This is a genomic window from Aeromonas sp. 61P (assembly GCF_051919545.1).
Classification (GTDB): Bacteria; Pseudomonadota; Gammaproteobacteria; order Enterobacterales; family Aeromonadaceae; genus Aeromonas; species Aeromonas veronii.
In genome coordinates this window covers 560,280-582,317 of sequence record NZ_JBQBEL010000001.1, presented here as the reverse complement: position 1 = coordinate 582,317, position 22,038 = coordinate 560,280, and the positions used below count along the sequence as shown (strand labels likewise).

The following is a 22,038-nucleotide window of genomic DNA, read 5'->3' as shown; positions in this document are numbered from 1 at the left end:
TGGGGTTTTCCCCAACTCTTTCTCATAAAGATATAAACTGTTCGGTCACACTTTCACTAGAAAATGGTTGATAACAGTTTGAATTAATGGAAATTCTTATTTGATCAACACTTGTAATTGCCATGGCAAGTTCACTGATATCTTCCATCGGGATTAGAAATTTATCGAGTGGTTTCGTCAATATCTCTGCCGGCCCAGACGGACAATCCACACTGATCACCGGGGTATGGCAGATAAGTGCTTCAATAAGCACTGTTGGCAATCCTTCAGCATCCGATGTCAGGATAAGTGCTTGGGCCGCTTTGATATAGGGATAGGGATTCTTCTGAAAATCGATGATTTTCACCTTGTTGGCAAGGTTCATCTCCTCGATCATGGCTTCAATGTGAGGGCGTCGCTCCCCTTTGCCCATCAGAACAAGTGGCGTAGCAACGCCGCTTAGCTGATATGCCTGCAAGAGACGATCATGGCGTTTCCGCTCTTCGAAGGTGCCGACATGGATAAAATACTTGTCGAATGGCTTGCTGAAAGGCTCATTAGCCAACGCCTGAATTTTCTCGATATCAAACGGATTGTAGATAACCTGACACGATTTTGGTGTGGCTTTTACATTGTGCAAAATGTCATCCGCGATGCCACGAGATACGCAGATCAGTTTTTTGCCATTATAGAAACGCTTGAATTTTTCATATCCTTTGGCATTGTCTTTGGCAAAGCCGGTGACATTTCCGTGGATCCAGTAATAAATATTCAGTGTATCAGGCAGGTGTCTGGTAATTTTGTCACATGAGCATGAGATAATTACGTCAGGCGAGATCTCTTTGACTTTTTTAAAGATCAGAGATGCTTGTATTTTTTCAACCGCAACATTGGATATGGCTTTAGTCAGCTTTGTGACAATGCCAAGATTAATCGGGTGAATGTTGTCAGGTAGCGTATGGTCTATTTTTTCTCGCAAGGTAAACAAGGTAACATCGGCACCTGCATCTTTAGCAATGATGCGGTATTGAGCAAAACCTTTTCCGCACCACCACCATACAAGTCTTCAACAATGAATAAAAACTTTTTAACTGGTGGGGTCATAACTGCTCCGCGGGTCTCATAACTGACTGGTAAATCTACTAAAAATGTGAATCGTAAACGAGCAAAATCAGGTGGCAACTGTTAAAGTCGTTAGCAATTTATTTCAATAGGTGTGGATCAATGATTGGTCTTAGTGGGCGCTACCATAACGCATTATTCGCGGTCTGTATATTTGCCGGGCTGCTGCTTTCCTGGTTGTTTTCCGATCACCAACTCCTCACCGGCGATCAGACCCAGATGCTCTACAAGGGTTACCTTGGGGCTTATGAGGGGGTCTGGCTCAGCTATGGCAATGCGGCGAGTGCGGTGGGCAATGTGCCGGGGAGCTTGTCGGCCTGGCTGATTGGCGGGCCGCTGCTGCTGTGGGATTCTCCCTATGCCCCCATGGTGTTGCTACTGGCGATGCGGTTGGTCGGATTCCTGCTGTTTGATGCGGTGATCCGTCAGGTGTTTGATGACAGGGTGCGTCTGCTGTTTCTGGTGCTCTGCTGGCTCAACCCCTGGTTCCAGTACGAGAGTCTGCTCTACAACCCCTCCTATCTGTTCCTCTTCTCGGCCATGCACTGCTGGTCTGCCTGGCATATGCGCGAGCGGGCCTCCTTCTGGCACATGATCGTTCACCTGCTGGCCATCGGTATGGCGATGCAACTGCACTACTCCTGGCCGCTGCTGGCGGTGATGTCTACCTACCTCTTCTGGCGCCGCATTCTCAAGGTGAGCTGGAGCGGGGTGGTGGTGGCTACCCTGCTGATCGGTGCCTCCCTGATCCCTTACGCCATGGAAGTGATGAGCAATAGCCACATCACCCAGAACGTCGATCCCGAGGCACGCCAGCGCTATATCGGCTGGGGGCTGGTGCATGTCTATCCGGTGCTGAAATCAGTGCTCTACTGGCTGCGTTACGGCCCTGGCTGTTTGCCAGCAAGCTGGTCAACGACACCCAGTTCATCTGGCTGGCTGGGCACGAATACCTGCAGATGGCGGCAGTCTGGCTGTGGCGGGTGGTGATCTACGGAGTGGGCTCGGCGACCGTATTGCTGGCGGCCAAGGCCAACTGGCAGCTGTGGCGTGAACTCAAGCCGCGTCTGTTGCGTAGTGATCGCGTGCCAGTGGATGGCGAGAGCTGGCTCGGTCTCTATGCGCTGGCGGCGGTGCTGGCGGTGCTGGTGAGTGCGGCGCTCTCGCCCATCATCTTCAACTACTGGCACCTGATGCTGATCTTCCCCTACGCCCTGTTCCCGATCCTGCTGTTACTGGTGCGCTGGAGCTGCCGTTATCCGCAGTGGGTTGGCAAGGGGCTGCTGGCAGCCACCCTGTTCTGCACCGCTGTGAACCTGATCGCGGCGTGCGACAGCACCAAGTTCTCCTATCAGGCGGACTACAAAACCCAGGTGCTGGAGTATCTGCAAGAGATGAAGCTGCAACCCAAGCGGTGAGTCATCTACGGCCAGCTCCCCGATCTCGGTGGGCTGGCTGTCACTATTCGAAACGGTCCATATGGGCGAAGTTTTTGGCTTCGGCAACCCAACCCTCACGCCCCTGCTTGTCCCGAATTTTTACCCACCACTGGTTCTGCGGTGACCGGCCGTATCTGAGCTCTTTGCGCGCATAGTCATAATCGAGAATGTAGGTTTTTCCCTTGTACCAGAACAGGCTATTGCCTTCGCCCAGTCCGCCGAGGATATAAAGTGTTTCCCCTGCCTTCATATTCAACAGCGGCCCTTTGCCCTCTTTGCTGTAGCCCAGCTTGACCGATCTGAGTATCTCGACGATCCCCGGTTGTTCGGTAATGACGACCCCGGTCAGCCCTTCCACCTGCTGGCCGCGGGGTAGCCGGAACAGCGCTTTGGCCGTCAGGGATGGCTCGGTTCTGACGATCACCTCTTGCTTGGTGGTCCATGTCTGATAGGTGCAGCCTTCAAACGGGCAGCGACCCCAGTCGTAATAGGGCAGGCGCGGCTTTTCATCAGAATTTACAGTCGTGGCAAACAACGACAACAGCAGCAAAAACAGTCTCATGAATTTACCTGTCCGGCGGGGCGCTCATCCGCCGGTTTGATGAATGGGGCCGCACTATATCTCAAGAGACCAAAATCCATCAAAGCAGCGGGATTATTGATTTTCACCGCAATAAAACGGGGCCCATTGGTCATGTGAGTAGGCGGCGCAAGAGGCCGAAGCGCGGCAGGAGCAGATAGCCCGCTCATTTGCCTTGTGCCATGCTGATGGCTATCAGGGCATCGGATCGGCATTTATGGGTATCTCTCGTTCGGGCACGCGTTTGGTATTACTGCTATCGGCACTTCTCCTCCCTCTTATGACCATCAGCCAGGCCGTGGCGATCAACGCGCCACTGCGGGGATGTGTCTTCCAGCTGGCGCCGCTGGTCACCATTGATCAGCAGCAAGGTCTCCGGGCCGGTGATCGACTACTTTCGCCGTCATATCGAACCCGTAATCGGACGCACCATCGAGTGGCAGGGGCTCAATGTGGCTCGGCTGCTCAGCAACCTCGAGAGCGGCGAGTGCGATCTGACCCCGCTGCTGAGTTACAGTCCCGAGCGTGCCCGTCACTTCCGCTATATCGACCCCCACTTGTTGCTGCTGCGGCCGGTGCTGGTGGTACTGGTGCCATCGCGGCTTCACTCGGTCGAGCGGCAGGAAGATCTCTTCGGCACCACCATCGGCTGGTCGAGTCAGGCGATCGTACCGCCTCTGTTGCAGCATCCGCAGATCCATATCGACACCCTCTCCCAGCTCAGCTGGGAGCATGGCAACATGCAGAAGTTGCTGCGCGGGCGGATTGATGCGGCGCTCTTCTCCAACGATATTTCCGCCAACCATTTTCGTGCCAAGCTCCCTGCTGCGACCCGCCTCATCTACCTGCCGGTCACCCCGCTGCAGGTGCATATCGTGCTGAACAAGTCGTTGGGGGAAGGCAATCCCGAACTGGTGCAACGTATGCGTCAGATGGTGGAGCGGGTGCCGCTCGCCTCTCTGGTGGAGCCAACCCCGCAGCTGTGGGGGCGTTGAGAGGGGGTTGCGTGCAATAATCTACAAGCCCAAGGCCCGTTTCTGGTGTATCTATAACCCATGAATACCACCGATTCCCTTATCCGCTACTGGCAATCCCCGCACCTGCCGGGGGTCGAGCTGTCACACTCCCACCACAGGGCGTTCAGCTACGGCCGCCATGTCCATCTCGACTACCATATCGGGCTGGTGCAGCGGGGTGGCCAGAAGTTTATCCACAAGGGAAACAGCCACCATCTGGTGCGCGGGGTGCTCTCTACCGTCAACCCGGATGAGGTGCACGATGGCCTCAGCCTGTTGCCGGAAGGGTATGAGGTGCGGGTCTTCGCCATCGATCCGCAGCAGCTGGCGCTCTGGCTGCCGGAGCAGCCGCCCTTCTTCAACAAGGGATTGCAGAGCCGCCCCGACCTCTACCAGGGCTTTGCCCAGCTGCACGGCGATCTCGACAACCCCAAGGCCGATGGCCTGCTCATCGAGAGCCAGCTGCTCGCCCTGCTGGGGGAGCTGCTGCATCTGGCCCCCGAGGTACACCAGCTGGCCGATCCCCAACTGCGATTCCTGCGCGACTACCTGATGGCGGCCCTCGACGAGCCCCACTCGCTGGAAGAACTGGCGGGGCTGCTCGGGCTCGATCGTTTCGCCTTCCTGCGCCAGTTCAAGAAGCGCAGCGGCATGACCCCCTACGCCTGGCTGAAACGGCTGCGGCTGGAGCAGGGCAAGCGGCTGCTGGCGAGCGGGATGGCGGTGAGCGAGGTGGCGCTGGCGGTCGGTTTCTTCGATCAGAGTCACTTCCACCACGGCTTTCGCCAGGCATTCGGTCTGACGCCCGCCGAATTTCGTGCCCAGATGCAATCTTTTACAAGCCGCGCCCCCCGCTGATCCGCCATGCTGGCTCTCCGTCGTTAAAGCGAGAGTTGTTATGCTGACCAGTTTGTTCGTTACCCTCGGCCTGATGCACCTGATTGCACTGGCCAGCCCCGGCCCCGATTTCGCCCTGATCCTGCGCACCAGCCTGCACCGGCCGACCGCTCTTGGCGCGGCGCTGGGCATCTCGCTGGCGATCATGGTACACGCCACCCTGAGCCTGACCGGGATCAGCATGCTGATCGCCAGTCACCCGCTGCTGTTTATGGTGATCAAGTGCTGCGGCGCCCTCTATCTGGGCTGGTTGGGGTGGGGGGCCTTGATGGCGGCTCGGCAGCAGAGCAGTACCGTGATGGCCAGCGCCGCCAACGAGCTGCGCGGCTGGGGCAGGGGCGTGCGCACTGGCCTTGCCACCAATCTGCTCAACCCCAAGGCGCTGGTGTTCTTTATCGGTCTGCTGGCTGCCATGGTGACGCCAGAGGTGGATGGAATGACCCGCAGCCTGCTGGTGGGCGAGCTCTTCATCATCTCCCTCTGCTGGTTCGGGCTGCTGGCGTGGAGCCTCTCCACCGATCGTGCCCAGCGCCTGCTGCTGCGGGTGCAGCGGCCACTCAATCTGGTGACCGGCGTGCTGTTTGCGGTGGTCAGCCTCTCCATTCTGGCGAGCATGGGAGCCGAGCTGGTGGCCTGACGAGTCGGCGCATGGGCCTATACTCCAGCAAGGTTTACCTGTCAGGAGTGCCCGGCCATGCGTCTACTGCCTCTTTGCTGGTTGTTGGGGATGACCCCGGCGCTGGCGGCCCCGGTTCAGCTCAAATTGCTGGAGTGGGGCTATCTGCCAGCGGGTTATGAACAACAGTTTGCCGACTACGCCAAAACCCATGGGGTGGAGGCGACGGTCAGCCGGGTTGAGCCCCTGCTGACCGATTTCGACAGTGTCTACCGCGCCCTGCGCACCCGCAGCGCCGATGTGGTGCTGCCGACCAGCTACTTCTACAAGGCCCATCACCAGCCGCTGTTCAAGCTGCTGCTCCCCATCGATTTCAGTCGCCTGCAGCACTACGCCGAGGTGAAGCCCGCCCTCAAGAACACCGAGTATGACAAGCAGGGGGAGCGCAACTACTCGGTGCCCTTCTCCTACGCCATGTTCAGCCTCGCCTACGACAGCAAGCAGATGTCGCAAGCGCCCACCAGTTGGCAGGTGCTCGCCAACAGCTCGCCGCCGGGTCAGTTTGCCGAGTTCTGCGACCAGTTCGAGCCGCTGCTCTTTTCGGTGCTGCTCTCGCTGGGCAAGTCGCCCGCCCTGTTTGCCAGCGGCGAGATGCTGGCCGACAAGACCTTGCAGCAAGAGGTGGAGCAGCAGCTCTCGCAGCGGCTGCGAGCCAGTCGCGGCTTCTGGTTCAATCAGGCCAACCGCTGTGAGGATCTGCGCCAGCAGACCTTTGCCACCACCTGGGGGCTGGAGCTGGTGGAGTGCAACAAGCAGAACGAGCAGCAGTGGCGGATCGCCATGGTGCAGGAGGGGGCCATCTATGCCCTCGATGCGATCTCCATCGCCCGTCATGTCGGCGATGATCCCGCTCGGCTCAAGGCCGCCTACCTGCTGGTGGATTTTCTGCTGAGCGCGCCGCTGCAACGCCAGATGCTGGTGGGCACGCCCACCATCTCGGCCAGCAATATTGCCTCCCGGCCGCCCCTCAGCCCGCAGGAGCAGGCGGTGCTGCCGGATCGCCCGCTGCCGGAGTTTGACGAGCGGCTGCTGGTGCCTGCGCTGCCCGCCCATATCAAGAATCGCTACAAACGGATGGTGCAGCAGGCGATCGTCGCCAGCGGCAAAGAGGGGATGGTCAAGCAGTGCCCCTGGGATCTCGATAACTGATGAATGAGCCTGCCGCTTCTCCGGCGGCAGGCAAGTTTGCGGAAGATGGCTGATGATCGGTCATCGCGCGTTCCAGGGCATTCCCCCGTTCAACTCACGCCGCTCGCTGGCCTCTATCGTTTGAAAAAACTGAGCGCTTTCCGCCGCCCCATTTAGCCGGATTAAACAACCGAACCCTCGCCAGATTGCCGTTCGTACCCTGGCTGACCCTGTATAAAAGCACCGCAATTGTGACAACTTGGATGTGAGCTGAACAATCCTGATCTGTCCCTTGTGGGAAGGTGATGAATAGGTTATTTCTCTGTGACATTGGCGGCATCCGGCACGGGTTCTCCAGCCATGTGGTGCGAAATCCACAGCAAAAACAAACAGTAAAATGCAGGAGCAAATATGAAAAAGGTCGTGATGGTTGCCGTGGCTGCGGCCCTGCTGGGTGGCTGCGCCGTCAAGAATCAGGTATCCCACAGCTTGCAGGCGATCCCGCTGACAGCCTTCCAGCAGAGCGAGAGCAACCCCAATCAGCGTGTCTACAAGGAGCCGGGCGTTGACCTGCGCCAATACAATGAAGTGCTGCTCGATCCGCTGCAGTTTATTCGTCAGGAGAACGGCCAGTGGTATCTGCTGACCGCCAATGAACAGAACCAGATTGGCCGCTACTACCACGACAAGTTCCAGAGCGAGCTGATCAAGCAGGGCGTCAAGATCGCCACCGCCCCCGGCCCGAAAGTGATGCGGATCCAGGCGGCCGTCACCAACTTCGACCTGACCCGCCCCGACCCCAAGCTGCGTGACCTGCTGCCGGCCAAGATCGCCATCAACGTCACCCGTGAAGTGATCGGCAAGGAGCCCTACCTGCTCAAGGTGGGCAGCATGGCCCAGCTGCTCGACTCCCGGAGTGGCAAGCTGCTGGTGCGGGTGATGGATGCCCGTGAGAGCACGGATACCACCCACAAGGATGAGCCCATCACCGCCGAGGAGATGGAGAAGATGATCGACCAGTGGGCGGCCAGCCGCGCCAAACAGCTGGCGGACAATCTGGGGCGCTGATCGATTGGTGCGTCCAAGCGGGGCGCAGCGGGAGCCTTTTGGGCTGCAATAATGGCAAGATGTTGATAAGGTGGTCATTTTGCAGGCAGGAGAAAATGATATGAAACGTGTGTTGTTACCCATCCTTGTTGCTGGCCTGTTGAGTGCCTGCAGCACCTCGTCACCCACGCCGGAGTGTGCACCGATGGCGGGTGGCTGGCAGAGTCAGCCGTTGCCCAATGCGGAAGGGGAGGCTGCGCTGGCCAGCGTGCTGGCTCGCATGAACACGGCCGCCAAACTGCAGAGCATCCGCGAGGTGCGCAGCCAGGTGGTCTCCGGGGTCAACTACGACATCGAGTTCCAGCTCGACAACGGAGAGGTGTGGAACACCCGTGTCTATCGGGATCTTGCCGGCAACTACCAGATGACCCGCCCGGCTGCACAGGGCGAGCTTCCTCCCTTGCCTTGCGTCAAGGCCAAGTAATTCCTGCTTGTTGAGCCCCTCGTCAGAGGGGCTCATCTGACCAGAAAATTTCTGCTTTTCTCCCCGCATTCTGACAGTCAGGATGACCCTTCCCGTGACTGCATCCTCATGGAAAAGGAACCGCTATGAATCGCCACCCCTGCATCAAACACTGGCGCGAGCTGCAAGAGCAGACGCCGCGCTACTACTCCGGTAGTCAGGAGCCCCTTTCTCGCGGCTGCGCCCTCGGCAAACACTTCGGCTTTAGCCGCATCGGCATTCACCACGAGATTGTCGAACCCGGCCATCGCACCAGTTGGCCCCATGCCGAAAAGACCGAAGACGAGTTTGTCCACGTGCTGGAAGGGACGCCGGATGTCTGGCTCGATGGCGTGCTCTATCGGCTGCAACCGGGGGATTCGGTGGGCTTCAAGGCCGGTGACGGACTGGCCCACGCCTTTATCAACAACACCGAAGAGACTGTCCGCCTACTCTGCATTGGCGATACCGATCGGGAGGACAACCGCATCCACTACGCCGTGCATCCCGAGCGCAATATCACCCTCGGCAAGCTGCACTGGGATGACGTGCCCGAGCGCGAGCTGGGGGATCACGATGGCCTGCCCGACAAGCTGCGCGAGCGCAATGGCCCCTTCTAGGACGCAGCCCTTCTGCGCACCAGATCTGCACCACCCGATATAAAAAAGCCTGCCGCTTGGCAGGCTTTTGCTATCTGTTTGCCGCCAGTGGCGTGCAGCGCTTATTGCAGGTTGAGCCCGCCCAGATAGTCACGCTTGCCGAGATCGACCCCGGCGCGGCGCAGCAGGGCGTAGGCCATGGTGAGGTGGAAGTAGAAGTTGGGAATGCCGTACTCATGGACGCAGGTATGGCCATCCATCCCCTTGCCACCCGCCCAGTGGGGCACGTAGCGACCGCTGGCATACTGGCTGTAGTCCGCCTCCAGCTTGCCTTGCAGATAGCTGATGGTCTTGCCGATATGGGCGCGCAGATCCGCGATGGTCTTGGGGTCATCCCCCATGGCCGGCAGTTCGCTGTGGCTGGCGGTGGCGACCACGGCGCGGGCCGAATCGCAGCAGATCAGCACCTGCTTGGACAGCGGCAGCATATCGACGATCAGCCGCTCGCCGAAGAAGTTATCCACGTTGAACTGCTTCGCCGCGGCGTGGGCCTCGGCCTTGGCCAGACAGTGGTCGAGGTTGGTCAGCATCTTGATGAACTGGGCGGTGATATCGCGATTCATGAGTACTCTCCATCTTGTTGAAACAGCGGCCCGTGTGCGCGGCCACGGTGAATGAGACTGGCTAATCGGCCACCAATATACCCCAACCGCAGCCGGGTTCGAGCCCGCCACGACGAAAAGGGCAGGGTAGCGCTACTTTGCGCGACAGCCGTTGGCCAAGGGGCCATGCTCGCTTTTTGAGCCTGCGAGTCCCTTATCGCCCCTTTTTTGATCTGTGACATAAATCACCTTTTTTCTGAGGCGTAGGCTGAATGCCGTTGTCCTGGACACGCGCCTGCGCATTCGCCAGGACACAAGAAAAGGAGAATGAGATGAAGATCTATGACCGTAACCGCAATGTGCTGAACCTGGGTCAGCGCGTGATGATTGCCGCCACTGGCGCAGTCGATTTTCTGAAAGAGGCCCACACCGACAATATGACCCCCTATCAGGCGGAGCATGAGAAGTGCGTGCTGCTGGCAAACTCCGGTGAGCGCTACGCCCCCATCGAGTTGATTAGACTAGGCTGATCCCTTTCCCTGTCACCCTACTCTTTACAATTCACCCGACCGCCGCGCCCCATCTGGCGGCCGGGTTTCTGATTTCCTCCTTCATCCCACCAAATGCTGAAAAATTGAGCCGGGTCACATCCCGCTCGATTTGAGCGATTGTCAGCCAGTGCAGGCTCATGCGAACCTTTAAATCCCGTTAACCCACTAAAAAATAACGACTATGTTCAGGCAAATAATGATGAGTGCCGCCCTGCTGTCGGCGGCGCTGCTCTCCGGTTGTGCTTCCGTACCCATGGCCGATGCCACCGCAGATGCGCAGGCCAAGCAGTTTGTGGCGCCCAAGGATGCGGCCAACCTCTATATCTATCGCAACGAGACCTTCGGCACGGCCGTGAAAATGCCGGTGCTGGTGGATGGTATGGCGGTCGGCGACACCGTGGCTCACAGCTATATCCTCAAGCAGGTGACGCCGGGCAGCCACACCATCACCTCCAAGTCGGAGAACGATGCCACCCTGACCCTCAGCACCGAGGCGGGTAAAAACTACTACGTCTGGCAAGAGGTCAAGATGGGCCTGCTGATGGCCCGCTCCAAGCTGAGCCAGGTCAGTGAGGAGGAAGGCAAACAAGGGGTGATGGAGAGCAAGTTGGTTAAGTGACCATATATCTTCAATTCAAGAACACGGCGTAGCTTCACAAGCTACGCCATCTATTAAAGTATGAGAGTGCCAGAATTTCATTAAATTTAAATCATCTGTAACTAGCTATCGATGTACGATATTCAGCATCGCTAAATCCGTTTAAACTTAACAATGTATCTATGTCGTACTTAGACAGTTTCGATTTTGGACCGAGGATGATTTCACTTATGGGTGGAATGTCATTATTTCCAGTTGATATATCTAGCTCAAAAAACGATGTTATTCTTTTTCCTGAAACACGATGTTGCATTTCAGATATATTTCCATGCACTATGGTTTTTCCAATTTTACTATCACCTTCAAATCCCATAACCATAGGTGTATGTATTATCCTTACTTCATTTTCTTCAGCGAAAGCTGGATTTTTACTTGCATATGATAATCTTACGAGATGGCTTACTGAGTTAATAACAACTTCACCTGCCTTTTCAAGTGAATTAAAATCTTTTAATTGGTTTATATAGCTTTCAATGATTTTATCCTGAATGGATTCATCATAAATCACATCTGTAATGCCTATCGTGTGATCTTTACAATGAGAAAGGTAGGGTAGCTCTACTTTAAAATCAAAATAAGCCTTATTGAATCCAATGGCAACTCCATAGCCATTGTCAGCATAAGCTCTCCACTGGCTTAATAGGTCACCATTTTTAGAGAAACTACATATATAAGGTATCCCTAGCTGTTTCCTCAGCATTTGCCAATAGGTATCTAGACAGTTATGGTTGTTATCATTTACTACCTTAGACAATTTTTTATGGATTTTATTTAAAAACCAGTCTACTTCATAGTAATCATTCAGATTATTAGCGGCGGAAAGCCATAATTTTTTATTCTTTATGATGCTAAGGAATGCATTTAAATCGGTGTAGTGGTAAATTATGTCCATTTTTCATTCCAGTATAATATTTATACGTAAGATTCAACTCCTAGTGTGAGTTTACATGCTGTAGTATTCACGTGCAATGCTACAGTATGTTTTATTAATACAATCAAGTAAAGGTTTCTGCGGCAGCATAACGTGCAACAATGAATTTGGTCATCAAGGTTAAATCACAAGGTTAATTTTATTATCTTCATACACTCCGATAATAAAAAGTTGAAGCAGGGATATTTTGAAATTGGCATTAGCTATGCCCCTTAACTAAAAGTTATCTGAAAGGCTAATTTAATTGACTTTTCAGCGAGATGAATATGGACATCCGTCTTTTGTGTATTTGTGCATCCTTTTTATCACGATATAACTGGTAAGGTCAGGGCTACCATTATTTATAGGCAGCCCGTAGGTTCGAATAGCGCAGCGTATTCGGACGATCGCGTATTTAAAGTTGTCGCGATAGGCAATATAAAAACCAACCCGGCCTAAGCCGGGTTGGTTGTATCAAAAGGCGGGAAAAATCAGAGTGCTTCCAATCTGGCATACGCCGTCACCAACCACTTGGCGCCGACGTCGTCGAACTGGATCTGCACCCGGCTCTGCTGGCCGACCCCTTCGAAGTTGAGTACCACCCCTTCGCCGAATTTCGGATGGAGCACCCGCTGGCCGAGCTTGATGCCGCTGGCGTCAAAGCTCTGCTGCACCTCGTTCTGGCTAAAGCGGCCGTACTGGGTGGGTCTGCTCACCTGGGTGCGCAGCCGGATCTCTTCCAGACACTCGGCGGGCATCTCGCGAATAAAGCGGCTCGGTTTGTGGAACATCTCGCGGCCATAGATGCGGCGGCTCTCGGCGTAACAGATGTAGAGCTTCTCCATGGCGCGGGTCATGCCGACGTAACAGAGGCGGCGTTCCTCCTCCAGCCGGCCCGACTCCTCGGTCGATTGCTGGCTGGGGAACATCCCTTCTTCGACGCCGACCAGCAGCACCAGCGGGAACTCCAGTCCCTTGGCGCTGTGCAATGTCATCAGCTGCACCGCGTCGGCATATTCGTCCGCCTGATTCTCGCCGGATTCCAGCGCCGCGTGGGCGAGGAAGGCGGAGAGATCGCTCATATCTTCCAGCTCGTCCGGGCGCTGGTATTGGCGGCAGGCGGTGACCAGTTCGTCCAGGTTCTCTACCCGCGCCTGGGATTTCTCGCCTTTTTCCGCCAGATACATCGCCTTGAGGCCGGAGTTCTGGATGGCGATATCCGCCTGCTGGTGCAGCGGCAGCAGGGAGACCTGCTCCTCCAGCGCGTCGATCAGATCGACAAAGCCGCGCACCGCGTTACCGGCGCGACCGGTCAGCACCTTGTCGTTGAGCAGCGCCTTGGCCGATTGCCACAGGTTGAGCCCCTGATCCCGTGCGTTGCCGCGCAGGATCTCGAGGGTGCGATCGCCGATGCCGCGGGTCGGGGTGTTGACTACCCGCTCGAAGCTGGCGTCGTCGCCACGGTTGTTGATAAGCCGCAGGTAGGCCATGGCGTCTTTAATTTCCTGCCGCTCGAAGAAGCGCAGGCCGCCGTAGATGCGATAGGGCATGGCGTCCTGCATCAGCGCCTCTTCCAGCACCCGCGACTGGGCGTTGGAGCGATAGAGGATGGCGCAGTCGGCCAGGAGGCCGCCCTTTTCCTTCCAATCCTTGAGGCGGCCGACCACGAAGCGGGCCTCGTCCACCTCGTTGAAGGCGGCGTAAAGGGAAATCGGTTCGCCCTCGGCCCCTTCGGTCCACAGCTCCTTGCCAAGGCGCTCGGCGTTGTTGGCGATGACGCTGTTAGCCGCTTTGAGGATATTGGCGGTGGAGCGGTAGTTCTGCTCGAGGCGGATGGTCTCGGCCCCCTGATAGTCGGTCAGGAAGCGCTGGATGTTCTCGATCTTGGCGCCGCGCCAGCCGTAGATGGACTGGTCATCGTCGCCGACGATCATCACCTTGCCGCTGTTGCCCGCCAGCATCCGCAGCCAGGCGTACTGGATGCCGTTGGTATCCTGAAACTCGTCCACCAGGATGTTCTGGAAGCGGTCGCGGTAGTGCTCGAGGATATGCGGCTTGTTCAGCCACAGCTCATGGGCGCGCAGCAGCAGTTCGGCAAAATCCACCAGACCGGAGCGATCGCAGGTCTCCTGATAGGTCTTGTAGATCTGCTGATAGGTGCGGGTGACGGGATCGCCGTAGAGGTCGATGTCGCCGGGGCGCAGCCCCTCGTCCTTCTTGCCGTTGATGTAGCCCATCACGGCGCGCGGGGCCCAGTGCTTCTCGTCGAGGTTGAGCGCCTTGAGCACCCGGCGGATGAGACGGTACTGGTCGTCGGAGTCGAGGATCTGGAAATCTTGCGGCAGGCCCGCATCCAGATGGTGGGCCCGCAGCAATCGGTGGGCGATGCCGTGGAAGGTGCCGATCCACATGCCGCGCACACCGTCGCCGATCACCTTCTCGACCCGACCGCGCATCTCGGCCGCCGCCTTGTTGGTAAAGGTGACCGCGATGATGGAGAAGGGTGAACAGCGTTCCACCTGCATCAGCCAGGCGATACGGTGCACCAGCACCCGGGTCTTGCCCGAACCGGCACCGGCCAGCACCAGCAGGTTGCAACGGGGGGCCGCCACCGCGTCTCTTTGCTTGTCATTGAGCCCGTCGAGCAGGGTTGAAACGTCCATCACCACTCCTGTTTATTTATACAGGCGGGGATTATACGGCCATCCCCCCTGCCAGACCAAATCCAAACTCGGGGGAGGGGGCGAGATGGGGGCTTGCAGGGGAGTCGGTGCGGCCATTTTTGGCTGGCGCAGAGAGAGGAGGGCGGGGAGGTCTCCAGCTGTAGCCAATCCTTGCTCGCGCGGTTTGTGGGGATTTTGCGAGCCGGATCACGGGCTTGCCGGGGGGCTGGATGAATAAGAGGGGAAAACGGTTTACAGTAACTTGCTGAACAATAAGAGAAATGTCGTTTGGGTCTTGTTGTTGTTAGCATAAAAAACTGAAAAGTAGCTAAAAAACAACTGCTTATAAGGTTATTTGCTTAGAATTCAAACCGTTAACGCAAACGTTTTTCCCTTATCATTTGCTTGACCCGCATCGGGGCTGACTTAGAGTAAGCCTGCGTGCTAGATAGCCTGCTCTGACAGGCAAGCAAGTTCCCTCACTTAATAACAATCAAGGATACGATCGTGACTAAAGTGCTCAAGCTGGCCACTGTGGCCTCCCTCACTCTCGCTGCTCTCTCTGCTCAGGCTGCTTCCGAGCCAGCCGTCATTTATGACACCGCGGGCAAGTATGACAAATCATTCAACGAAGCCGTGTTCCGTAACGGCGTCGAGCTCTACAACAAGGACAAGGGCGTCAAGGTCAAAGAGTTTGAACCCCAGAACGAAGCCCAGCGCGAGCAGGGTCTGCGTCGTCTGGCCAGCCGTGGCAACGGCCCGATCGTGGCTGTCGGTTTCAACATGGGTTCTGCGGTAGAGAAGGTTGCGACCGAATTCCCGAAAACCCAGTTCACCATCATCGACATGGTGGTCGACAAGCCGAACGTCCAGTCCGTCATCTTCAAGGAGCATGAAGGTTCCTTCCTGGTGGGCGCGCTGGCAGCCATCGCTTCCAAGAGTGGCAAGGTCGGCTTCGTGGGCGGCATGGATATCCCGCTGATCCGTAAATTCCAGTGCGGTTACGAGCAGGGTGCCAAGTTCGTCAATCCGAAGATCGAAGTGTTCCAGAACATGGCGGGCTCTACCCCGGCTGCGTTTGCTGACCCGGCCAAAGGTGCCGAGCTGGCCAAGTCCCAGTTCGCCAAAGGTGCTGACGTGGTTTACGCCGCAGCTGGCGGTACCGGTATCGGTGTCTATCAGGCAGCCAAGGACAGCGGCAAGTTCGCCATCGGTGTGGATTCCAACCAGAACCACCTGCAACCGGGCACCATGCTGACCTCCATGGTCAAGTCTGTGGGTCTGGCCGCTTACCAGACCTGGGATGACGCTGCCAAAGGCGAGTGGAAGCCGGGTATCAAGAACCTGGGTCTGGCCGAAGGCGGTGTGGATTGGGCGCTCGACAAGGACAACGAGAAGCTGATCACCCCGGAAATGAAAGCCAAGGTAGATGCCATCAAGGCTGAAATCATCGCTGGCAAGGTCAAGGTTCATGACTACATGAGCGATAACACCTGCAAATACTAATTAGATAGTTGCTACGACTCTCAACGCACCACCGGCCCGCACGGGCCGGTTTTTAGTCTTATTTCATGAAACGCAGGGCTGCATCATGGACCAGACAGATCGCTATGCCATCGAATTAAGAGGTATCGATAAGCGGTTCGGCGAAGTGTACGCCAACAAGCTGATCGACCTTAAGGTTCGCAAAGGCAGTATCCACGGCATTGTCGGCGAAAATGGCGCCGGTAAGTCCACCCTGATGAGCATCATTTATGGTTTCTACCATGCCGACAAAGGCGAGATGCTGATCGACGGGAATCCTTTCAAACCCCATGGCTCACAAGATGCGATTGCCGCAGGGGTGGGCATGGTTCACCAGCACTTCATGCTGGTCAATAACTTCACCGTATTGGAAAACGTCATCCTCGGCGCTGAGAACGGCTGGCACCTTCAGCAGAGCGTGGCGTCAGCCGAAAAGTTGCTGGGCGAACTGGCGCGGGATTATGGCCTCGACGTGCCGCTGCACGAAAAGGTCGAAGATCTGCCGGTTGGCTTGCAACAGCGGGTCGAAATTCTCAAGGCGCTCTATCGCGGCGCCCGCATCCTGATCCTCGACGAGCCGACCGGGGTACTGACCCCGCAAGAGGCGGATCACCTGTTCGAGGTGCTGAAAAAGCTGCGGGATCAGGGGGCAACCATCATCCTCATCACCCACAAGCTGCGGGAGATCCTGGCCATTACCGATCAGGTCTCCATCATGCGCCGTGGCGAGATGGTGGCGCACGTCGCCACCAAGGATACCGACAAGGAGCAGCTGGCCGAGCTGATGGTGGGCCGCAAGGTGCGCCTCAAGGTCGACAAGGGGCCAACCCAGCCCGGTGAAGCCAAGCTGAAGATCGAAGGGCTCAGCTACTTCGATGCCAGCAAGGTGGAGCGGGTCAAATCGGTCAGCTTCGAGGTGCGGGCCGGTGAAGTGGTCGGCATCGCCGGGGTCTCCGGCAACGGTCAGTCCGAACTGCTCAGTCTGCTTGGCGGCATTCTCAAGCCGAGCAAAGGCAGCTTCACCATCAGCAGCCGCAGCGGCGTGCACAAAGTGAGCGCGGAGCATCCGGCCGATCCCGAGCTGGTGCGCAACTACGGCCTCGGCCATGTGCCGGAAGATCGCCACAAGATGGGGCTGATCAACCGCTTCGAGGCGAAAGAGGCCTTCATTCTCGGTTATCACCGTCGCCCGCAATACAACAAGGGGTGGCTGCAGAACAAGGAGGCGATCCAGCAGGATTGTCAGGCCAAGATGGAGAAGTGGGACGTGCGCCCGCCCCATCCCGATCACAAGACCGCCAACTTCTCCGGTGGCAACCAGCAGAAGCTGGTGATCGCCCGTGAAGTGGAGCAGGACCCGGATGTGCTGTTGATCGGCCAGCCGACCCGCGGGGTCGACATCGGCGCCATCGAGTATATCCACCAGCAGATCATCGCCATGCGCGATAAGGGCAAGGCTGTCTTGCTGGTCTCGGTGGAGCTGGACGAGATCATGAGCCTCGCTGACCGGATTCTGGTCATTGCCGATGGTCGCATCGTCGGCGAGCTGGATGGTGCCAAGGCGGATGAGCGCACCATTGGTCTGATGATGGCGAATATCGTTCCCGATGACGTTGCCAAGGAGGCCCACTGATGAGCCAAGTACGTATTCCTGCCTGGGTCTCCGTGGGCGTCTTGTCTGCGGTCAATATCCTGCTGGCCTTCCTGGTGTCGGCCATCCTGTTCTACTACCTCGACATCAACCCGGTCGATGCCGCCAAGATCATGTGGTACGGCGCGTTTGGCTCTGGTGAAGGGGTCGGCTTCACCCTCTACTACGCAACCGGCTTTATCTTTACCGGTCTGTCGGTGGCGGTCGCCTTCCACGCCGGTCTGTTCAACATCGGTGGCGAAGGTCAGGCCTATATCGGCGGTCTCGGTGTCGGTCTGGTCTGTCTGATGCTCGGCGATGTGCTGCCGTTTGCCCTGCTGTTGCCGCTCTCCATCATTGCCGGTGGTCTGTTTGGTGCGGCCTGGGCCTTTATTCCGGCCTGGCTGCAAGCCAAGCGCGGTAGCCACATTGTCATCACCACCATCATGTTCAACTTCATCGCCGCCTCGCTGATGGCCTATCTGCTGGTGGAGGTGTTCAAGCCGCCCGGCTCGATGGCGACCGAGAGCAAGGTGTTTGCCGAGGCAAGCTGGCTGCCCAAGATGAGCGGGCTGGCGAGCCTGTTCGGGATGGAGATCCCCAACAGCCCCCTTAACATCAGCTTCTTCTGGGCGCTGATCTGTGCGGCGCTGGTGTGGGTCTTTATCTGGCACACCCGCTGGGGCTACGAGATCCGCTCGGTCGGGGCCAGCCAAAGCGCCTCCGCCTACGCCGGTATCTCCTATCCCAAGGTGGTGATCCTGGCGATGGTCATCTCCGGCATGCTGTCGGGCTTCTTTGCCCTCAACGTGCTGCAGGGTGAGCTGCACCAGATCAAGCTCAACTTCGTGGAAGGGTTCGGCTTCACCGGTATCGCGGTGGCGCTGATGGGGCGCAACCATCCGGTCGGCGTCATCATCGCCAGCCTGCTGTTCGGTTTCCTCTATCAAGGGGGTGCCGAGCTCAGCTTCGAGTTCGGTGTCGACCGCAACATCGTGGTGGTGTTGCAGGGTCTGGTGATCCTGTTCTGTGGCGCCCTTGAGCACATGATGCGTCCGCGCATCGAGCAGCTCTATCTGGCGTTTGCCAACCGCTCAGCCGCACAAGCTAAAGGAGTCTGATCATGTTTGAAATTCTGATCCTGATGCTGGATGCGACCATTCGAACTGCGCCGCCGCTCATTCTCGCCGCCATGGCGGGCATGTTTTGCGAGCGCTCCGGGGTGGTCAACATCGCGCTGGAAGGCAAACTGCTGGCAGCAGCGTTCGCCAGTGGTGCGGCTGCGGCGGTCTCCGGTTCTGCCTGGATAGGTCTGGGTGCCGGGGTGGGTGTCTCCATCCTGTTTGCCCTGATGCACGGCTTTGCCACCATCACCCATCGCGGTGATCAGGTGGTGAGCGGGATGGCCATCAACATTCTGGCGGCCGGTCTGACCGTAACCCTGGGCCGTTACTGGTTCGATCAGGGTGGCCAGACCCCGGCGCTCTCTGGTGATGCCCGTTTCGCCCCCATCGATCTGCCCTATGCCAAGGAGTTGTGGGATGTGCCGGTGATCGGCCAGCTCTACAGCGAGCTGCTGAGCGGCCACTCCCTGCTGGAGTACGTGGCGTTCGCCTGCGTACCGCTGGCCTGGTGGGTGATGTTCCGTACCCGCTTCGGTCTGCGTCTGCGGGCGGTGGGCGAGGCGCCCGCAGCGGTCGATACCGCCGGTATCTCTGTGGTGCGGATGCGCTACACCGCGCTCCTCATCGGCGGCCTGCTGGCCGGTATCGGTGGCACCTATCTGGCGGTGGCCCAGACGGCCCAGTTCATCCCCAACATGAGCGCGGGCAAGGGCTTTATGGCGCTAGCGGCGCTGGTGTTCGGCAAGTGGCGCCCCTGGAATGCCATGGCTGCCTGTCTGCTGTTCGGCTTCCTCGATGCGGTCGCCATCCGCCTGCAAGGGGTCAGCATCGGTGGCTTCGCCATTCCGGTGCAGGCCATCGAGGCACTGCCCTACATCTTGACCGTGTTCCTGCTAGCCGGTTTTATCGGCCGTGCGGTGGCACCCAAGGCGCTCGGCACCCCCTATGTGAAGGAGCGGGAGTAGCGCCTTTTATCGCGATATTCCCGATCACACAGATAACAGCAGGCCCACTTCGGTGGGCCTGTTTTTTTATGGGCGGAATGGGGCAGACCAGCCGGGATCTGGATGGTGTGATAGAGAGAGGCGATGGCGTGAAGGGATAAAGGGGCTGCGTGAGTTGCTGCGGGGAGCGGCTGGCGTACAGGCGCTGACCCCTCCGCCAGCACCATCAAAAACCCCCTCGTATCAGGAGGGGGTTGCAGAAGTTATTGCCGGATTAACCCTGAGGATCAGGGGGCCAGCACCAGCTTGTAGACGCCAAAGCCGGGGTGTTTGGCATCGGTGGGCGGCAGGGTCTCCACATAGTTCAGCTTGCCGCCGGTCAGGGCTTGCGCTTCGCTGCGTGGCGAGCTGTAGATGCGCAGATCCAGATTGGCGGGCAGGGGGGCCAGCTGCCAGTTGTTGTCTGCCGGGGGCTCGAAACCGGCCGGATTCTTCTCTGCCAGATCCTTGAGGTATTCGGAGAGCACTTCGCGGGTTTCGAACTGATCTTCATGGACGATCACCTTGGCGTTGATGCCCGGGAAGTTGCCACCACCGCTGGCGCGGTAGTTGTTGGTCACCACGTAGAACATCTGGGCCGGGTCGATTGCCTTGCCCTGATAGGTGAGGTTGGTGATGCGATAGCTGTCGCTCACCTTGTTGCCATCCACATCGTAACGGGCGGGTTTGGTCACATCGACCTGATAGTTCACTCCGTCGATCACGTCGAAGTTGTAGGTGCGGTACTTCTCGTTCACCAGCCACTGGGTCGCGGTGCTGGCGGCATCGATCTTGTTGAACTGGACGGCGCTCTTCTCCAGCCACTCCTGTACGGTCGCGCCATTGATGGCGACCACCTGCAGGGTGTTGGGGTAGACATAGAGGTCGGCCACGTTGCGCAGGGAGATATCGCCAGCCGGTACATAGGTGAAGTCGGTCGGACCGTTGCGACCGCCACGGAATGGCGCGGCGGCGGAGAGGATGGGCCATTTCTCCTTGAGCTGACCATCCTGTTGCAGTTTCTTGGCGTGCCACAGCTGGGCGTCGCTGACGATCTGGATGGAGGGGTCATCCTGCACCAGCGCGAAGAAGCTGTGGATTGGCTTGGTGATCTTGCTGAGGGGCTCGTCCAGCCACTGGTTGGCCTGCTCGTGCTCGGCAATGACCTGATCGACCACCGCCTGATCTTCGGTGCTGCTGGCGCTGCTGTCGATCTTGCGCAGCTGGGACTGGCTGGAGGCCACTTCCCAGCGACCCTCTTTCCAGGTCATGTGCAGGTCGATGATGCCGAGGTGGTTGCCCCAGACGCCCGGCATCACGGTCGGTACGCCCGCCAGGGTGCCTTTCTCGTTGTCCACGTCGGTCATGTTGGGGTAGTCGCCCGGGAAGGTGCGATGGGCATGGCCCAGCAGCAGGGCATCGACCCCTTTCACCTTGGCCAGCGGCAGAGCGGCGTTCTCCATCATGGGTTCGCGCGGGTCACCTATGATGCCGGTGTGGGCCACGACCACGACGATGTCAGCGCCCTTGGCGCGGATTTCGGGCACATAGTGCTCGGCGGTCTCGACCATATCGGCCACCACCACCTTGCCCTCCAGATTGCGCTTGTCCCACTGGGTGATCTGGGGCGGGGTCAGCCCCAGCACCCCGACCTTGATGGTCTGGGTATTGCCGTTGGCATCCTTCACCTGACGATCCAGCACCACATAGGGTTTGAACTTCTGCTTGCTCCAGTCGATGGTGCCCTTGCCATCACGGCTGAAGGCATCGGCCTGGAAGACGTTGGCGTTGATGTAGGGGTAGTTGGCCCCTTTCAGGGTCTCGGAGAGGAAGTCGAGACCGAAGTTGAATTCGTGGTTGCCCAGGTTGCCGACATCATAGCTCATGGTGTTGAGCGCCTTGATGGCGGGGTGGGTCTGCTTGCTCAGCCACTGCTGTTTGACCTGCTGGTCGTGGATATAGTCGGCCAGCGGGGTGCCCTGGATCAGGTCGCCGTTGTCGATCAGCAAGTTGTTGGCGTTCTCTTCGCGGGCCTTGCGGATCAGCACAGCGGTGCGGGCGAAGCCCAGCGAGGCATCCGGCTTGTTCTGGTAGTAGTCGTAACTCAGCAGGTTGGAGTGGATATCAGAGGTTTCGATCAGCCGCAGGGTGAGATCACCGGGGGCCTGAGAGTTGTTGTCGTCACAGCCGGACAGCAAAAAGATAACTGCCACCGCGCTCAGTTTGAGGGTGGTTTTCATTGTTGGATTCTCTTGTTATGGGTATGCCAGCGTGGTGCATTCTATCGACAGCAAAAGAATCCGATTGTGAGCAGGCTGGCAATTCGGGCTAATTACCCTCCTGTTAATAGAGTTATGACTCTGATTTTCATCTGTTTTTTTGTCTTTATTCAGGGCCGCTACTTTCGC

General features: G+C 57.7%; 22 protein-coding genes. 15 read left to right on the top strand and 7 right to left on the bottom strand.

Going from position 1 to position 22,038, the window contains the following annotated elements:
• Positions 1–22: 22 nt before the first annotated feature.
• Positions 23–967: a glycosyltransferase gene (locus ACTG2O_RS02855; RefSeq protein ID WP_439975312.1), complete on the bottom strand. Its 945-nt coding sequence runs from the start codon at positions 965–967 to the stop codon at positions 23–25.
• Positions 968–1,278: 311 nt separating this feature from the next.
• Here ACTG2O_RS02855 and ACTG2O_RS02850 point away from each other — a divergent pair, with 311 nt between their 5' ends.
• Together ACTG2O_RS02850 and ACTG2O_RS02845 are read left to right on the top strand one after the other, a co-directional pair.
• Positions 1,279–2,091 carry a hypothetical protein gene (locus ACTG2O_RS02850; RefSeq protein WP_439975311.1) on the top strand — a complete coding sequence of 271 codons (813 nt, stop codon included), beginning with the start codon at positions 1,279–1,281 and terminating at the stop codon, positions 2,089–2,091.
• Positions 2,061–2,519 (top strand): hypothetical protein, encoded by a 459-nt coding sequence (locus ACTG2O_RS02845; protein ID WP_439975310.1) that lies wholly within the window; start codon positions 2,061–2,063, stop codon positions 2,517–2,519. The genes ACTG2O_RS02850 and ACTG2O_RS02845 overlap by 31 nt, the downstream gene beginning before the upstream one ends.
• Positions 2,520–2,562: 43 nt before the next feature.
• Here the strand turns inward: ACTG2O_RS02845 and ACTG2O_RS02840 are convergent, their stop codons facing one another.
• Entirely contained in the window at positions 2,563–3,102 is a 540-nt protein-coding gene (locus tag ACTG2O_RS02840; protein WP_005340832.1) for a hypothetical protein, read from the bottom strand.
• Between the two features lie 344 nt (positions 3,103–3,446).
• On the opposite strand from ACTG2O_RS02840, the gene ACTG2O_RS02835 reads away from it, so the two are divergent.
• The 7 genes from ACTG2O_RS02835 (at position 3,447) to ACTG2O_RS02805 (ending at position 9,006) form a co-directional block, all read left to right on the top strand.
• A complete protein-coding gene (locus tag ACTG2O_RS02835; protein WP_439975309.1) occupies positions 3,447–4,115 on the top strand; it encodes a substrate-binding periplasmic protein in 669 nt (222 codons plus the stop codon).
• Between the two features lie 60 nt (positions 4,116–4,175).
• Positions 4,176–4,994, top strand: a complete 819-nt coding sequence (locus ACTG2O_RS02830; protein WP_439975308.1) for an AraC family transcriptional regulator — start codon at positions 4,176–4,178, stop codon at positions 4,992–4,994.
• 40 nt (positions 4,995–5,034) lie between these two features.
• Positions 5,035–5,670, top strand: a complete 636-nt coding sequence (locus ACTG2O_RS02825) for a LysE family translocator (RefSeq protein ID WP_058059345.1) — start codon at positions 5,035–5,037, stop codon at positions 5,668–5,670.
• Positions 5,671–5,727: 57 nt separating this feature from the next.
• Entirely contained in the window at positions 5,728–6,858 is a 1,131-nt protein-coding gene (locus ACTG2O_RS02820) for an ABC transporter substrate-binding protein (protein WP_421269018.1), read from the top strand.
• 390 nt (positions 6,859–7,248) lie between these two features.
• Positions 7,249–7,905 carry a DUF3313 domain-containing protein gene (locus tag ACTG2O_RS02815; protein ID WP_100644777.1) on the top strand — a complete coding sequence of 219 codons (657 nt, stop codon included), beginning with the start codon at positions 7,249–7,251 and terminating at the stop codon, positions 7,903–7,905.
• 100 nt (positions 7,906–8,005) lie between these two features.
• Positions 8,006–8,368, top strand: coding sequence for a cystatin domain-containing protein (locus ACTG2O_RS02810; RefSeq protein ID WP_042054283.1), 363 nt, complete (start codon positions 8,006–8,008; stop codon positions 8,366–8,368).
• Between the two features lie 125 nt (positions 8,369–8,493).
• Positions 8,494–9,006, top strand: a complete 513-nt coding sequence (locus ACTG2O_RS02805; RefSeq protein ID WP_107683288.1) for a cupin domain-containing protein — start codon at positions 8,494–8,496, stop codon at positions 9,004–9,006.
• A 101-nt stretch (positions 9,007–9,107) separates the two neighbouring features.
• On the opposite strand, the gene ACTG2O_RS02800 is transcribed toward ACTG2O_RS02805, so the two are convergent.
• On the bottom strand, positions 9,108–9,608 hold the full coding sequence (locus ACTG2O_RS02800) for a DUF1993 domain-containing protein (protein WP_421269019.1): 501 nt from the start codon (positions 9,606–9,608) through the stop codon (positions 9,108–9,110).
• Positions 9,609–9,919: 311 nt separating this feature from the next.
• On the opposite strand from ACTG2O_RS02800, the gene ydfZ reads away from it, so the two are divergent.
• The gene (ydfZ, locus tag ACTG2O_RS02795; RefSeq protein ID WP_005342516.1) at positions 9,920–10,117 is read left to right on the top strand and encodes a putative selenium delivery protein YdfZ; all 198 of its coding nucleotides are present in this window, start codon (positions 9,920–9,922) and stop codon (positions 10,115–10,117) included.
• 31 nt (positions 10,118–10,148) lie between these two features.
• Here the strand turns inward: ydfZ and ACTG2O_RS02790 are convergent, their stop codons facing one another.
• Positions 10,149–10,277 (bottom strand): hypothetical protein, encoded by a 129-nt coding sequence (locus tag ACTG2O_RS02790; RefSeq protein ID WP_279460030.1) that lies wholly within the window; start codon positions 10,275–10,277, stop codon positions 10,149–10,151.
• A gap of 42 nt (positions 10,278–10,319) precedes the next feature.
• Between ACTG2O_RS02790 and ACTG2O_RS02785 the strand changes: the two genes are divergently transcribed.
• Positions 10,320–10,757: a DUF2846 domain-containing protein gene (locus ACTG2O_RS02785; RefSeq protein WP_195879528.1), complete on the top strand. Its 438-nt coding sequence runs from the start codon at positions 10,320–10,322 to the stop codon at positions 10,755–10,757.
• A 91-nt stretch (positions 10,758–10,848) separates the two neighbouring features.
• On the opposite strand, the gene ACTG2O_RS02780 is transcribed toward ACTG2O_RS02785, so the two are convergent.
• Together ACTG2O_RS02780 and uvrD are read right to left on the bottom strand one after the other, a co-directional pair.
• A complete protein-coding gene (locus tag ACTG2O_RS02780) occupies positions 10,849–11,688 on the bottom strand; it encodes a DUF2971 domain-containing protein (protein WP_421269020.1) in 840 nt (279 codons plus the stop codon).
• 509 nt (positions 11,689–12,197) lie between these two features.
• On the bottom strand, positions 12,198–14,369 hold the full coding sequence (gene uvrD / locus ACTG2O_RS02775) for a DNA helicase II (protein WP_421269021.1): 2,172 nt from the start codon (positions 14,367–14,369) through the stop codon (positions 12,198–12,200).
• Positions 14,370–14,876: 507 nt separating this feature from the next.
• Between uvrD and ACTG2O_RS02770 the strand changes: the two genes are divergently transcribed.
• From ACTG2O_RS02770 to ACTG2O_RS02755, 4 genes are all read left to right on the top strand, one after another.
• A complete protein-coding gene (locus ACTG2O_RS02770; protein WP_005340803.1) occupies positions 14,877–15,875 on the top strand; it encodes a BMP family lipoprotein in 999 nt (332 codons plus the stop codon).
• Between the two features lie 85 nt (positions 15,876–15,960).
• Positions 15,961–17,526, top strand: coding sequence for an ABC transporter ATP-binding protein (locus ACTG2O_RS02765; protein WP_005355628.1), 1,566 nt, complete (start codon positions 15,961–15,963; stop codon positions 17,524–17,526).
• Positions 17,526–18,644: an ABC transporter permease gene (locus ACTG2O_RS02760; RefSeq protein WP_421249933.1), complete on the top strand. Its 1,119-nt coding sequence runs from the start codon at positions 17,526–17,528 to the stop codon at positions 18,642–18,644. Before ACTG2O_RS02765 ends, ACTG2O_RS02760 begins: the two co-directional genes overlap by 1 nt.
• A gap of 2 nt (positions 18,645–18,646) precedes the next feature.
• Complete coding sequence (locus ACTG2O_RS02755) at positions 18,647–19,612, top strand: ABC transporter permease (protein WP_021230728.1); 966 nt, start codon at positions 18,647–18,649, stop codon at positions 19,610–19,612.
• Positions 19,613–19,878: 266 nt separating this feature from the next.
• Here the strand turns inward: ACTG2O_RS02755 and ACTG2O_RS02750 are convergent, their stop codons facing one another.
• Positions 19,879–21,870, bottom strand: coding sequence for a bifunctional 2',3'-cyclic-nucleotide 2'-phosphodiesterase/3'-nucleotidase (locus ACTG2O_RS02750; RefSeq protein ID WP_021230729.1), 1,992 nt, complete (start codon positions 21,868–21,870; stop codon positions 19,879–19,881).
• Between the last annotated feature and the right edge of the window lie 168 nt (positions 21,871–22,038).